This window comes from Patescibacteria group bacterium (assembly GCA_038065255.1).
Classification (GTDB): Bacteria; Patescibacteriota; Patescibacteriia; order JACQRZ01; family JACQRZ01; genus JBBTRI01.
Window position 1 is genome coordinate 144119 of sequence record JBBTRI010000010.1, and the last position, 14710, is coordinate 158828.

The 14710-nt window shown below is 44.7% G+C and carries 16 protein-coding genes; 1 reads left to right on the forward strand and 15 read right to left on the reverse strand.

The genetic code is table 11. The features are described 5' to 3' along the window. Positions 1 to 44: 44 nt before the first annotated feature. Genes AAB400_03385 through AAB400_03395 form a run of 3 tightly spaced genes read right to left on the reverse strand, consistent with a single transcriptional unit; the run spans position 45 to position 3335 of the window. Positions 45 to 1532, reverse strand: coding sequence for a leucyl aminopeptidase (locus AAB400_03385; GenBank protein ID MEK7648934.1), 1488 nt, complete (start codon positions 1530 to 1532; stop codon positions 45 to 47). A gap of 50 nt (positions 1533 to 1582) precedes the next feature. Beyond that, complete coding sequence (locus AAB400_03390) at positions 1583 to 2530, reverse strand: DUF475 domain-containing protein (protein ID MEK7648935.1); 948 nt, start codon at positions 2528 to 2530, stop codon at positions 1583 to 1585. 55 nt (positions 2531 to 2585) lie between these two features. After that, positions 2586 to 3335, reverse strand: a complete 750-nt coding sequence (locus AAB400_03395) for a peptidylprolyl isomerase (protein ID MEK7648936.1) — start codon at positions 3333 to 3335, stop codon at positions 2586 to 2588. A 198-nt stretch (positions 3336 to 3533) separates the two neighbouring features. Between AAB400_03395 and AAB400_03400 the strand changes: the two genes are divergently transcribed. Beyond that, the gene (locus AAB400_03400) at positions 3534 to 4061 is read left to right on the forward strand and encodes a hypothetical protein (protein ID MEK7648937.1); all 528 of its coding nucleotides are present in this window, start codon (positions 3534 to 3536) and stop codon (positions 4059 to 4061) included. Positions 4062 to 4137: 76 nt separating this feature from the next. On the opposite strand, the gene AAB400_03405 is transcribed toward AAB400_03400, so the two are convergent. The 12 genes from AAB400_03405 to AAB400_03460 form a co-directional block, all read right to left on the reverse strand. Next, entirely contained in the window at positions 4138 to 4641 is a 504-nt protein-coding gene (locus tag AAB400_03405) for a prepilin-type N-terminal cleavage/methylation domain-containing protein (GenBank protein MEK7648938.1), read from the reverse strand. Between the two features lie 96 nt (positions 4642 to 4737). Continuing rightward, positions 4738 to 5784, reverse strand: a complete 1047-nt coding sequence (gene pilM, locus AAB400_03410) for a pilus assembly protein PilM (GenBank protein ID MEK7648939.1) — start codon at positions 5782 to 5784, stop codon at positions 4738 to 4740. Between the two features lie 11 nt (positions 5785 to 5795). Next, positions 5796 to 6230: a hypothetical protein gene (locus tag AAB400_03415; protein MEK7648940.1), complete on the reverse strand. Its 435-nt coding sequence runs from the start codon at positions 6228 to 6230 to the stop codon at positions 5796 to 5798. After that, positions 6181 to 6699 carry a prepilin-type N-terminal cleavage/methylation domain-containing protein gene (locus AAB400_03420; protein MEK7648941.1) on the reverse strand — a complete coding sequence of 173 codons (519 nt, stop codon included), beginning with the start codon at positions 6697 to 6699 and terminating at the stop codon, positions 6181 to 6183. The genes AAB400_03415 and AAB400_03420 overlap by 50 nt, the downstream gene beginning before the upstream one ends. 5 nt (positions 6700 to 6704) lie before the next feature. Continuing rightward, positions 6705 to 8462 (reverse strand): hypothetical protein, encoded by a 1758-nt coding sequence (locus tag AAB400_03425; GenBank protein MEK7648942.1) that lies wholly within the window; start codon positions 8460 to 8462, stop codon positions 6705 to 6707. Continuing rightward, the gene (locus AAB400_03430; protein ID MEK7648943.1) at positions 8455 to 8919 is read right to left on the reverse strand and encodes a prepilin-type N-terminal cleavage/methylation domain-containing protein; all 465 of its coding nucleotides are present in this window, start codon (positions 8917 to 8919) and stop codon (positions 8455 to 8457) included. The genes AAB400_03425 and AAB400_03430 overlap by 8 nt, the downstream gene beginning before the upstream one ends. After that, complete coding sequence (locus AAB400_03435; protein ID MEK7648944.1) at positions 8916 to 9998, reverse strand: type II secretion system F family protein; 1083 nt, start codon at positions 9996 to 9998, stop codon at positions 8916 to 8918. The genes AAB400_03430 and AAB400_03435 overlap by 4 nt, the downstream gene beginning before the upstream one ends. A gap of 7 nt (positions 9999 to 10005) precedes the next feature. Beyond that, positions 10006 to 11703, reverse strand: coding sequence for a GspE/PulE family protein (locus AAB400_03440; GenBank protein MEK7648945.1), 1698 nt, complete (start codon positions 11701 to 11703; stop codon positions 10006 to 10008). 60 nt (positions 11704 to 11763) lie between these two features. Then, positions 11764 to 12933: a methionine adenosyltransferase gene (metK, locus tag AAB400_03445; GenBank protein MEK7648946.1), complete on the reverse strand. Its 1170-nt coding sequence runs from the start codon at positions 12931 to 12933 to the stop codon at positions 11764 to 11766. Between the two features lie 260 nt (positions 12934 to 13193). Then, entirely contained in the window at positions 13194 to 13769 is a 576-nt protein-coding gene (gene yihA, locus AAB400_03450; protein MEK7648947.1) for a ribosome biogenesis GTP-binding protein YihA/YsxC, read from the reverse strand. A gap of 145 nt (positions 13770 to 13914) precedes the next feature. Next, positions 13915 to 14475, reverse strand: a complete 561-nt coding sequence (locus AAB400_03455; protein ID MEK7648948.1) for a hypothetical protein — start codon at positions 14473 to 14475, stop codon at positions 13915 to 13917. 51 nt (positions 14476 to 14526) lie between these two features. After that, positions 14527 to 14710 (reverse strand): hypothetical protein (locus AAB400_03460; protein ID MEK7648949.1); only part of this gene is annotated, 184 nt, incomplete at its 5' end.

Genomic DNA, 14710 nt, shown 5'->3' on the forward strand with positions numbered 1-14710 from the left:
GAAATGTAACAATATTAAGAATGAAATTATTAGTAGTATAGTTATTAAAATGTCCGCGCTACTTCAATAAAAAGCCGTGTTGCACTGCCCGTAGATCCCTTAGCAAGATTGTCATCGCTCGCTGATGTCATTGTTGATGCAATATCTATGTGAGCCCATGCAGGAAAGTCCTTCGCCCACTGATAAAGAAACAGTGCGGCATTAATGGATCCGGCTTCTCTATTTTTTGGAGCATTCAGTACATCTCCAAATACACCCTTCAAACCGCATTCATACTCCTCCCACAGTGGCATGCGCCAGAGATAATCTCCGCATTCTTCCCCAGCCTTTGAAAGCATAGCTGCAGTCTGATCTTGTGGGCTAAACAGAGCTGATGCGTGGTGCCCAAGAGCAATAATACATGCTCCTGTTAATGTTGCAACATCGACGACGAGGCGTGGATTATAGCGGCGTGCATACCACAGCGCATCTGCAAGCGTTACGCGCCCTTCCGCGTCGGGACTCACTACCTCAATCGTTTTTCCTGACATTGACGTCAGAATGTCTCCGGGACGGTAGCTTTCGCCTGACGGCATATTTTCAACAGCGGCAATCAGTCCAATGACATTTGTTTTTAATCCCAGTTCAGCAATAGCGCAGAGTGCTCCAATCGTAGCCGCTCCCCCGCTCATATCCAAATGCATATCATCCATTGCGTTGCCGGGTTTAAGATGCAGCCCACCGCTATCAAAGGTAATCCCTTTACCTACAAACACAATGGGCTTTTGCGATTTAGGCCCCTTTAGATATTCCATGATGATAAATTGTGCTTCTTCACTACTGCCTTTTGAAACTGCAAGTATTGCATGCATGCCGAGCTTTTTCATTTCCGCTTCATTAAGTACCGTCACCTTCACGCCGCATTTTTCTCCCCTATTTTTTGCTTCACGCGCCAATAGTACCGGTGTCATGGTACCTCCCGGAGTATTTGCGAGCTCTCGAGCGGCATTCACATGCACACCAATACTCTTGCCAGTGAAGAGTGCTTTTGAGATGCTTTTTTTCTTACTTGCATCTTTTACTTCATAGGATATCGATTGCACTTCAAACCAGCCGTCTTTTGGTTTTTCTTTAAAGCGATTAAATTCATACTGCGCCATCTCAAGATTTGTTGCCACTACTTCGGCTGTGCGTTCAAGGGAAAGAGTACGTGGACGGAAATCATCAAGAGAGAGTGTTATTGATCGGGTATCATTTCCTTTAAGATGCGAAAATAGTTTGCGCGCAGCAAGCACGAGCTTTCGGGCAGTCCAATCTTCCTTCTTGCCAAGACCCAAGACGCAAACCGACGATGATGGTGAACTTGGCAAAACAAACCATGAGCACTGCCCAGCTTCACCCACTCCCTTACGGACAGAACGCACCAAGTATTCACGATCAGATTTCTCAAGCCGCTTGGTGAACGAATGATCGCCAATGAATTGCCCCGAATAGAGTGCTATACAACAATTTGTTTGTTTCTCGTGTTTGGAGGTTGCAACTTCATGATTCATATATATCCTATCATGTAAAACCAAAATGCATCTGGCATTGTACACTACTATTAGATCTTGTCACCTGTGGAAAAACTATTTTTATGGTAATGGGGGTGCCGGCGCGATTTAATATAAAAATATGCAACAACGCCAAATGTCACTAGCGGTGAAAGCCACGCCGGAATATGTGCGCCGAAACTTTCCAGCAACATAATAACACTTAAGAAAAAAATAGAATACATTGCGCCGTTTTTGAGATAGAGATAACGCTTGATGGTATGGATATGATTGATAGTAAACGACCGCACGACAAGCGCACCCAATCCATTTCCAATAAGTATGAGCGGTACTGCAAGCGTAAATGCAAACGCACCCAACACGCCATCGATAGAAAAGGTCACATCGAGAATTTCCAAATAGCATAACTTACTAATGTCTGAGATATGAGACCTATGCGTAAGCTCTTTCTCGATTTTCTCTGCATTTTGCCGAAAGCCATGAATGATAAAAAAAGCTGTAGATCCTACAACGGCACCTATCGCCATAAGCGGATCCTGTTGAATTGCAGACCATACGAGAACCGTGAGTATAAGGGAAACAACAGCATAGAACCACACGCCATGAGTATGAATGAATCGTTCCCCGACAAGACCATATTCTTTCTCCTCCACAAAAAGCCAGTGAAAAAATAGAAAACAGAGGAATGTGCCGCCGCCAATGAGTAATATCGGGGAAGACCGTTCAATTGCCCCGATAACACTCGGGTCACTGGTAATGGTTGCGGTAAATGCCTCAAACGGCCCGATACCGGGAGTCACCAACCACACAATAAGCCATGGCAAAAGCCCTCGGACAACAAACACGGCAAAAAAAATCCCCCATGTCAAAAACCACTTTCTACTTTTCTCCTTCATTGTAGAAAGCACTTCTGCATTGATAATTGCATTGTCGATGCTACTGACGACCTCAAACAAACAAAGGCCGGCAACCACGATAATCATTGAAAGAATACTCATACGCTCCTAAACAATCTTATACTGCTTATACTGCAAATTTTGCAAGATAGTTCTTTTATTTTTCTGAAATAGAAACCGAGAGTATTTTTATCGGGGTAACGGGTTTTGACTGTTCTCCTGTTGCACTCATGGCAACCGGAGCAGTGGCAATTGCATCCACGACTTCCAAACCCTTTGTTACGCGCCCAAAAATCACATAGTTTGGAGGGAGTGGATAATCCTGGTGCATGATAAAAAACTGACTACCGTTGGTATTTGGACCGCTATTCGCCATTGCTATGGTGCCTCGCGTATATTCTCCCTTAAACGGTTCGTCATCAAACTGATATCCCGGACCACCAGTACCATCGCCCTTGGGATCTCCTCCCTGGATCATGAATCCTTTGATCGCGCGATGGAAAATAGTTCCGTTATAAAATTTCTTTTTTGCTAACGTCACAAAATTCTCAACAGTCTTAGGGGTTTGTTGTGTGTTAAATTCGATACTAATATCTCCTTTTTCCGTACTAAGAATTGCTGAATATTTTTTTGCTGCGTCAAATGTCGCTGCCGCCTGCTCCTGAACTACCTGCTGCTGTGTCGGGGGCATCTGAGTTGGAGGTGCCAATTCCTGATCCCGCTGATTAATCTGCTCTTGAGGAACTTCTTGCACGGGAGGTGTTGAAAGTGATTGTGTATCTTGTTGAAGTGGTTCTGTCATAGGTATTGATACTTCGCTTGGTTTAGAAAATTGAAAAAAAGCTGCAATGACAATAATAAGAAGAGCGATGGCTGAAATAAGTATGACGGCTGTTTTTGTATTCATAGGTGATAATGAGTTATTCACAATGGTACTAGTATAGCTTTTTTTTTAAAAAATGCGAATACGCGCTTTTTCGTATGGATTCGGGACGATTAGGAGAGTATTGACAAAAAGGCAAAAATGTGCTATAATCGGCTGGAAATGAGTACACATTTGTACCTTCAAGCGTACCTTAAAAACGCATGGGAATCTTCGAAACATTTGAGGATCATTAGCACGCCAATGGCATTTGCAACAGCAATTCTGATGTTCCCGCAATTTGTACAAGAACTTTGGCACTTTCATGTGTTCAATGCCAGCGCGTTTGGAGATATGGCAGGGATGTTTCTTGGTTGGATGGGCATAGCACTTGGTCTGCAAGCGATACACAGCGCTATTTCACATCAAGATGATATCGCCAGCATTTACACGTTTGCCATTCTAGGAGTAGTCGCTGTGGCATATGCACCATGGAACACTCTCGGGATAATCATCGCAACTTCGTATATTGTTGGAATAGTTTTGTATGAAAGTGGTTTCCATATACGGCAACATATTGGCGTTAATGTAACATCGATTGTTGCGTTTGCAACACTCATACAAAACAGAAGAGAGGAGAATGTAACGTCGTCAAGAGGCGACGAGTTGGGAAAACAGTTCTTGGAAGTAGCACTAGGAGTTTACACTCTTATTATTGCTGGGGCTGTAATTACCATCGGTGTTGCAGCACACATCGGCCATCTGCTCTAGCAGAGGCCTTTTTTTATTGCATACATAAAAAAAACCGCCCCACAACGGGGCGGCTTTTTTTCTATACACAGCCCTCTTAGCGTGCTATTGAAATTTCTGTCGTGTTTTCAGACTCGCAGGCGCGTACGGTAACAATGCCCGTCGCATCGCGCTGAAGCGTATAGCCGGTATGTCCCGCTGTCCATGTGCCGGCACCATTGGGGCTCACTGGTACTCCGCCCATTTTCCCTGCCGTCACAAGTCCGGCAACGTTCACGCAATTTGTTGCAGTTACAACATCGGTATCACAATTAGCATCATATGCATTGCAGGCAGCCGCATCAGTTCCGACCATGTACACTTGCCCGGCCGTCATATTTGTAATGGCTGTGAGATAATTGCCCCTGTTGTCTACTTGATCTGCCTTGATTGCCGTCATAATCGCTGAAATATCCGACCAGCGACGAGCATCACGCGTATCACGAAACCGAGTAAGTGGATCCAGTGCCACAAATGCTACTGCAGCTAATATCGCGATAACCGCAATTACAATAAGGAGTTCGATCAGCGTAAACCCCCATTGAAACGCCTTTTGTTTCATATGTTTTTGCTATAATAAAAAATAAGTAAAAATTATACCTCTTAAGTAAGTATACTCTAAAATCCCACTATGGGCAGTGGATAACTTACTCTTGATCTAGAGACGAAAAGAAGGATGCTCGCGTTCCCAAAAACCAAGTCTCACGCCTTTTAATGCCAATCCAAGCGCTTCGATATAATGAAGATGATCGGTTGTATCCGCATTGTGATTGGGTTCAAGGAATGACGCTCCGCGCTGAACAGTCCGCTGTGTTTTCTCTTGAAGATATTCCGGCAATCCCACCAGGCGCGCTGATCCACCCACAATAAGTATCTTGGTGATTGTTGCATTCATGCCTACCTCATAGTATGAGCATGCAGTGAGTATTTCATCAATAATAGGCTGGAGCAGTTTTTCAAACAGAGCGCGCCGAGAAATGGGCTCAAGACCCTCTTCCCGTTTAATCCTATCGGCTTCTTCTTTGGTAACATCAAGTGACTTCGCAATTTGTTCAGTGAAAAAATCGCCGCCGATTTCAAGGGAGTGTATATATTCAAGGCCTCGCGACGAGCATATGGCAATTTTTGTCCTTTCTGCGCCACAGTCAACAATACAGAGAGGTTCGTGAGGTTGGCTGCCAAACAGCCCACGCGTGATAGCAAGAAGTTCGTGATCAAATGCAGCAACTCGATAAGGTGTTGTGTCAAAAAAATCCTTCCATTCCTGGAGCACTTCACGGCTCATGCCATATATCAGCACATCGACGGCAGTATCTTTCTTTGAAATAATTTTTGAAGAATAAATAAGATCGTCTTTTTCGATCGGAATGGTAGAGAGTGCAGTATCACGTATCTGTTCATTTAGTGCCGCTGGCGTTGAGACCTCAAAACGAGCTACGAAAGTATACACTTGGCGCTCTGGTATTCCTACCACAATGTCATGCATCGAAAGCGGCTGCCCGGAAGCGCTCTGCCAAAGCAATGAGAGAGCCTCGAGAAGCTTTTTTTTATTTATAAGACGCCCGTGCTCTACTACTCCTTTCTCCAATGACATGCGTGCGCGATTTACAACAGTGGGTATGTGCGAAAAAACAGACCTTCGAAGTTCAATCGCTTCAAGAGTGTGGTCAGCTATATCCAATCCTAGTGCCTGTTTTTCAAACATATATAAAAAAATCAATCATTTCTCTCCTCCCATGAAAGCACCACGGGAACTGCTCCCAACAGCGAATACTGCGATCGAATATGTTTTGTATGTCCCGCCACCACGGCAGTCACGTCTATTCTTCGCGTAGTAGCATCGAGATTAGCAACCTGTAGTGTACAGGAGCCATTCGGTGCTGTGAAGGGCACAGGACTGCTGAGCCCCCAGAGTACATCTCGCCGAATACGAATATATCCTTCTTCCATGCATCCATCTGCCAATGACGACGCTTCGCCACCGCGTTCACCCACATAACTACCTTCTCTTTGGCCAAGGCCAATCACAAGCGCACTTGTTGAAATAATCAACAGCGATGAGCCAAGAATAATAACAGCAATGAGAAGTGAAACTCCCCTCTTATTGCCGGACCGATGCGGCTGTTTGAAATGTGTGTGTGAATGAAACATACGAATCATCTTGAGAACGCATCTGCGTTTCAATAGTTATACGAACGTTTTCGCGTTCTGTTGAACCCGAAAGCAATGAAAATAGTAATTGGGATAATTGAACTTCATTAGTCGTCAAAGCAATAGGTTGAGCTGCACCCTCCTGCATGGTAAGTATGCCATTATCCTGATCAAGACGGAATATTGTTGGATTGACTGCCGGGTCTGCCATCGAAAGTGCAAGCACGCCAGGATCAGCATCAAATGTTGATGCTCCAGTATTGACACCTGTGGCGCTCCGAATTTTTTGACTCATGATATCCAGTGCCATCCGACTATTTTCATCGACTTCCTGCATGCTTTCCAGTGATGACCGTGTGGAAAGAAGCGATACCATAAAACCTCCGAAACTTCCGGCAATCGCTAACAAAAGAGCAATAGTGATTATTGTTTCAAAAAGCGTAAAGCCTTTTGATTTCCGGTTGAACATACGGATCATTTATAATATATCCGAACTTCATTAAGAGTCGGCGTGTTCTGCATATCTCCATCGAGAATGACTCGGTATTGAACCCATCGATTATTATTTGCGGCACTGGATATCACCGATCCTCGAGGATCGGAAAAATACGTATCAACTCCTGCAGAGCCATACCACGATCCAAAAACTCCCTGAATGCCACCATTATCCGGCGCGGTACGTACCTGAAAACGCACATCGCAGGCAGGAGTGCATACAGGCACTGCTTCATCCCACTCAATAACAGTCACAGGAGAGGAATCGCTCAGGGAAAATGCTGATGATACGAGTGTCGCTTGTGCATAATAAGCATTCGCTACATAACGAAAAATTTTCGAACCATCGCCTACGGCCCATGCTGATGTTAGTGACAACGCACTAACTCCACGCAGATTGTTCGTCGTTGGAGATGTGGCTTCCTGCCATGAAACGCCGTTCCAATGAAGGATTTCTCCACCGTTTCCCACAGCCCATCCATGGACTGTAGAGGAAAAATGAATAGCGTTCCAATTATTGCCTCCCGTATCCTCAGCTTGCGACCATGCAATACCATTCCAATGATAGATCAATCCCTGATCTCCGATTGCCCAGCCATCAAGCGCTGAAATCATATGGAGTGCACTCCATACCGTGCCGCCGGTATCCGTATGTTCTGCCCATGCCGCACCGTTCCAGTGATAGATCAAGCCTTGATTACCAACCATCCAACCGTCCGTAGCGCTTATCAGCTGCACATCATTCCATTCTGTACCGCCGGTGTCGGCAAACTCTGACCAGCTAACACCGTTATAGCGAAAAATTTTACCGGCAGCGCCAACTGCCCAGCCGTCAGACGGGTTTAAAAAATACACACTATTAAGATGGTCTGTTGCCGGAGATATAGCAGATGACCATGCAGTTCCATTATAGTGAATGATCTTACCCCCATCTCCTACCGCCCAGCCGTCACTCTGTGAAAGCATATGGATTGCATTGATTCTATCCCCATGGGGTGAGGATACTTCCGTCCATGCCGTACCGTTGTAATGGGCAATAAGCCCGTTATCACCCACTGCCCACATGTCGCTTGCCGATACTGTGCTTACACCCCGAATATGGTGCCCCTGAGGCAATTCCGTATGGAGCGACCACGCGCCACTCCCGATATTTGGTGCAATCTGAACTTGACCCGCAATAGTAGTGAGCGCATGCCCATCATCGCTTTCATAACGATTGGGAAGCAGCCATGTACTCTGTCCTGCGCCGCCCACCCAATCTGTCTGTGTCCATACTGATGAATCCCAATTGGTAAGATAGGAACTTCTCACAACTCTATTTGGCGTATTCTCAAGCGTTGTCCAATCAACGCGGCTCTCTGCATATTTCGTATGGGGATCCGTATAACTTGCCGGACATGAAGCACTATCTCCTTGAGATGTTCTGCACACATCACTCACGGTGATCGTACGAGTAAAGGGTGGGATTGAATTGCTCGCACCCGATGCAATCCATTGATTTGCCGAAATTGCAACTCCGCTTGGCGTGGCTGGAAGCTCATTCCATGCTCCATCGCGTATTGAACGAATTGCTTCAAGACCCTCTTGGGCAAGGGCATCAGCTTCTAAATGCTGGGAACCTTGTTGACCGCCATGAAGCGAACCCAGCATAAGCGAGACGAGTGCCATTGCAATGAAAGAAAAAATAGCTAAAGCAATGACAATTTCAAGAATGGCCTGCCCTTTTTTCTTATTCATATTCAGCTTTACCTGCGCCATTAATAGAAAGTGTGCGAGCACCTGATACGCTATGCGTGAGAATAACTGTTCCCGTAGCCGAAGGAAGAGCGAATGTATTTGAAAAAACAATTTCCTGAGATCCTTGGGTTAATGATGGCGCAAGTGAGATTGCAGAATCCAACTGCACAACTCGGTCATAGCCCTGTTCTCGTGCCGCATAGGATGTCCCCTGAAAAACAACATAGCGATCGGGACCGGTAGGATTACTATCAAAATAGATCCCATGAGGAATGTTATGAAGGCGTGCTGCGCTCATGGTACGCATAAGCCTCAGATTTTGTATAAGTTGAGCTGCTCCTTCGTTGAGTTGCGAACTTACCTGAAGATTTGAATAGATGGGAAATGCTGCTGCCACCAATAGAAGAGTGATGCCGCTCACGACCAAAAGCTCAATAAGCGTAAAACCGTACTTCATTTTTTTACCCCTCCTGTAATATTGTAAATTGGAGTAATAATTGAGAGAGCCAAAAATGCCACTGCAAGGCCTATGAAAATAAGGAGAGCTGGTTCTATGACAGTTGAGAGCGCTTTTGTTGCGCTATCCACTTCTGCTTCATAATATTCTCCGAGGTAGAGCAGCGTATCCTCAAGCTTGCCCGACTCCTCTCCAACGCGCACCATATGAACAAGAACCGAAGGAAAAAGAATAGGATATTGATCCAATATCTCATGAAGTGCGCTTCCTTTTGTAACGCGGATGCCAAGCTCTTGCATTGCAGATTTATAATAGAAATTTTCAAGAGTCTGTTTCATAATATCAAGCGCTTCATCAATGCGCAGTCCGCTTTTCAACAACATTCCGAGTGTTCTTGAAAATCTGGCAAGATTTGCCGCTTGCGTAATTTGCTTGACGATTGGAATCCGCAGAAAAAACCAATGCGTATAGGGGCGAATAAAACGCCGCTTCAGCAGCCATGCCAAAAAAATAATACCGCCAATAACACCAACAAGAAGCACTGTTCCGTGCTGCTCAACAAGCTTTGAAAAAGCAATAAGCCATTGTGTCGTAATCGGCAATTCCATCCGAAGTCCGGTAAACAGCGGCGTGATTTGCGGCAACACAAAGAATGCTATCACAAGACCCAATACAAGCGTTGCTATAAGTACGATAATGGGATAAATGAGCGCGCCTTTCACTTTCGAAATAACTGCACGATCTTTTTCCAGCTGCAATGCAAGGTGCTCAAGATTCGTTTCGAGTGTGCCTGATACTTCTCCGGCGCGCACAGCACTGACAAATAACCCAGAAAATACCTTTTTATGATCTGAGAGTGCATCGGCAAATGATCTGCCTGCAGTAACAGAACGAGAAACATTATCGAGAACGAACTTCAATGTTCCATGCGCAGAATCTTGCACGATATGCAAAGCTTCGGTGATTGAAAGCCCTGACTTCAGCATAATTGCAAGGTGCCGCGCCAATAACGTTCGCTGGGAAAGCGAAACGCCGCCAAGTGACATGGTAAGAGGGTTTTTTTTGGTTTTTTTTACCATACTCTTCTTATGTGCGGGTAACTCGAATCACCTCCTGAAAAGTCGTGATGCCCAAAAATATTTTATCAATGCCATCATCCAGCATTGTTGTCATGCCACCCTTCACAGCAGCATCCATGAGTTCCTCACTTGAAGCGCGGCGCAGGATTGCTTCGCGAAGAATATCATCAAGCTGCATGACCTCGTAAATACCTAAGCGCCCGCGATACCCCGTTTGGCTGCAAAGAGCACATCCCTTTCCACGGTACCATTGGATGTGAGCGATAGACTTTACGTTATGGGCAAGGATGCGTTCTTTAAGAAGTGTTTCATCTTCGATAAGCCGTTTTTCTTCCGGTGTTATGGTGTACGATTCGCGACACTTTTCGCATATTTTTCTCACCAAACGTTGAGCAATCACAATATTCACCGTACTTGCCAACAAGAACGGTTCAATATTCATATCGAGAAGTCGGGGCAGTGTTGTTGCAGAATCATTTGCGTGGAGCGTTGAGAGCACCAAATGCCCCGTCATTGCAGAGTTGATAGCAATGCCGGCTGTTTCTTCATCGCGAATTTCACCGACTAAAATAATATCCGGATCTTGGCGCAAAATAGAACGCAGCCCGGTGGCAAAAGTCAGATTGGTTTTGGCATTTACTTGGATCTGATTGATGCCTTCAATATCATATTCCACAGGATCTTCAATGGTAATAATATGAACATCCCGTTTATTGAGAATTTTTAAAATAGCGTATACCGTGGTGGTTTTACCGCTGCCGGTTGGTCCTGTCACCAAGATCATGCCATAGGGTTTTCGAATAGCGCGCTGAGTTTTTTTAAGATCATTTTCAGAAAATCCCAAATCATTGAGATTAAACTGCTGAGCTTTACTGGAAAGAAGGCGCATGACGACATTTTCTCCATAGGTTACGGGCACAACCGATACGCGGACATCGATTGTTTCGCCATCGGTAGCAAAACGGAATTTTCCATCTTGAGCTGCTCGATGTTCATCGGTACGCATTCGGGAAAGAATTTTAATGCGTGTTACAATCAGCTCGGTTAGTTCTTTTGGCATTTCCAAAACATCGTGCATAACGCCATCGATGCGGAATCGCACAAGAATTCTTCGAGAAGACGGTTCGACATGGATGTCTGATACGCGATTTTTGTAACCATAGTGGACGATCGAATCTACAAGCTCAACAATGGCACTGTCTCGTTCTTCACGGGAAAGCGAAAGGTTTTTTATGCGCTGATAGATGCCTTTAAATACCTCTATCAAGCTGCCCTTGTATTGCGCCACTGCTTTTGCAAGCCCTTTGGGAGTGATGACATAGACAATAATGGGTTCGCCAAACCGCTTCTCAAGAAGATGCCGCATAGAAAGATCTTCCGGATCGATCATTCCCACTCGAATACCCTCCGCTCCTCTGCCAAACGCTACAACTCCGCTTGCTTCTGAAACAATTTGGGGAATGAGATAAAAAACATTTTCTTCAATTGTTTCTTTGACAAGATCAACAAAGGGAACACCAAGAGCTTTGCCAAGCTGTGCTCCAAGTTTTTCTTCAGATAGGTTGTTTTGTTCTAAAAGGGCCGGGAACAAATCCTGCTTTGTTCCTTTAATCGATTTTTTCAATGCCAAAACATCATCCTTAGAAACGATGTCTTTGCGAATCATGATAGCAATGCATTTTTCTTCACTGCTCATTCGTGCCATAGTATGCTGAGTGAAACACTCTGTATACTATCACGATTTCAATCAAAACAAAAACTCGTTTTATCCATTATGGCAAAATGTGAAAAAATCAGTCGCTCTATCGGTACACTCCCATGAGAATTCGTTTTCATTCCTGCCAAAGTGCCCATAAGCGGCGGTTTTTGCATAGATGGGTTTCCGCAAATCCAAATGAGTAATAATTCCTTCGGGTGTTAGGTCAAAATACTGCATCACCCGCTCAGCGATTATTTCATCGGGCAGCTTACCACTTCCAAACGTATCAACCATCACCGATGTTGGCTGTTCTCTTCCGATAACATAAGCTATTTGTACCTCGACAGTATCTGCTAACCCCGCTGCAACGATATTTTTAGCAACATAACGAGCCATATAGGCACCCGACCGATCTACTTTACTTGGGTCTTTACCGGAAAAACATCCACCACCGTGCCGCCCCTTGCCGCCATAAGTATCGACTATAATCTTTCGCCCTGTTAACCCGGTATCCCCATGGGGGCCGCCAACTACGAATCGTCCAGTCATATTGATAAAATACTGCGTATTCTCATCAATATAGTCTTTGCAGACGGGTATAATCACTTCTTTAATACAGTCTGTACGGATTTGCTCAAGTGAAATGTCAGGATCATGCTGAGCGGCAAGTACAACATTAGCAAGCCTCATCGGTTTGCCATTCTGGTACTGCACAGCTACTTGTGACTTGCCGTCAGGCCGTAGATATGGCAGGGTACCATCTTTCCGCACTTCAGCAAGACGCGCTGCAAGCTTATGAGCTAAGATAATCGGTAGTGGCATGTATTCGGGTGTTTCCCTGCATGCATAGCCAAACATAAGCCCCTGATCACCGGCACCATGAACCCTTTTATCTGTTATCACCCCTTGTGCTATATCAGGACTCTGTTCATGGAGCGATACTAGAACGCCGCAGTTTTCAAAATCTATGCCATAGGAAGGATCGGTATACCCAATCGATCGCAGCACTGATCGTACAGTTTTTTGCACATCAACGAACCCTTCGGTTGTCACTTCTCCACCCACGATCACCAAGCCCGTAGTTGTAAAAGCTTCAACGGCGATGCGAGAATACGGATCCTGGGCGATTAAAGCATCGAGAATCGCATCGGAAATCTGATCGCAGATTTTATCCGGATGACCTTCGGTTACTGATTCTGAAGTAAACAAAAAAGATGGTTGTTTTGGTATATTCATAAATCACTTCACTTTTTACCCCAATACTAGGAGGAGGGTTGCGAAGGATTCTGCTCCACCTCTTCTTCTTCCTGAGGGATTCCTAGTAAATCCTTTAATTTATCATACTTCCGCGGGTCATGACCGTTCAATGCGGCATCAATCAATTCATCGGGAGTGGGCACTCTCTATCTCCTTATGATAATCACACACTATGTTGGATCTACGGCTTGTATTTTATTAGTGAACATTGAAACTGTCAATTATCTTAACTAAATCAACTATGTGAGTAGCTCGTGCATTAAGATTCCCGTGCCGATATTTTTTTTTGCGGAATATGGAATCACCATTTCGCGCCCAACGATGTTCTGAATATCTTCCAGCGCATTCTTAATCTTAGTCTTTTTTAGTTTGTCGATTTTGTTTGCGACAACAATTATATCTTTATGGTGCTCTTTTAGGCTATAGAGCATGTTTCGGTCTGATTCGGTCAGTCCGATGTTCGCATCGACTATGAGCACAACTTTTTTTTGCGCATACCCCGACTGGAACAAATACCAATAAATCAAAAGTTGGATCTGCTCTTGTTCGCGCTTTGACCCCTTTGCATACCCATACCCCGGAAGATCAACAAATAGGACTGATTTATTTATACGAAAAAGAATAATCTCGCGCGTCCGCCCCGGGAGCGCGCTCGTGCGTGCAAGACCCTTATGTCGAGTAAGTGAGTTAATCAGCGAGGACTTTCCTACATTCGACCTGCCGATAAATGCAATCTGAGACTTCTCGTCATTAAGCTCATCATCCGGTCCTGTGATTGCTTTGAGAAATGCAGCTGATTTAAGAGGTGCTGTCATGAGCTTAATGGTACACACTTATTCGCTAGAGCGCTAATCTGCCGCCTATTCGATAGTGGGACCATGCTCAGCGTCAGCAACATTGGCGCCTTACTGAAAGGCAAAATACCTCAATCGACTCTCAAACAAACGTTATTATAATTGTTTATTCCTCACGAACCTTATCCTCACTATCAATACTGTCGAGACCCATGCTCCACAAATCAGGACCCCTTTTCCAAACCTTCCAACCACCTTCCCAGTTTTTATTCCACACTTGCTCATCAGCTAAGTAACCTTTAAATGGTACGGAGCCGTTATTTGAAGTATCGAGTCGATACCATCCATCTTCCAGTTGTATTTCCACAATCGTATGAGTGCTCTTGCCATCAAGTCTGATCAATTTCAACAGTTGAGCATCAACACTAGCTGCTTTGCAGAGGGCAATAAAAATCAGAGCCAAATCAGAACAGGCCTTACCCTTATAGACATAACCGTCCTCGACTATCTCTGAGGCTGTTCGTTTCCACTGAATACTGTCGGCATACTCCTTGGTTGCATCATTGTAATTCCTAAATTCAAGAGAGCTATGAATATGTTTAAGAAGGGCGACTAAGTCTTCATAGGTTTTCACTTTGTAGTCACCTAAAAATTCCTGGATAGCCGGAGTGACTTCGGTTTGAATTTTCGACTTCTCGGTTAGGCTCCGGTTATATTCCTTTTGCATAACGTGAATTGAAGATATGGTTGCCCCTCTTGGACAAACTCCGAATATTTTTCAAAAAAAATCCTGACGTTGAAATCTGATCTCCCAGCCCCAACTCCCCAGCGGCGACTCTGCGTAATTAGAGTACAAAACCCCTCCCATTTCCCCCTTCATTTTTTTATATTTAAATCTTTGCAGGTGTATACTCAAAATTCTCGCTGATCTTCCAAACACCTTTCTCTCTGAAAGCAGGAAT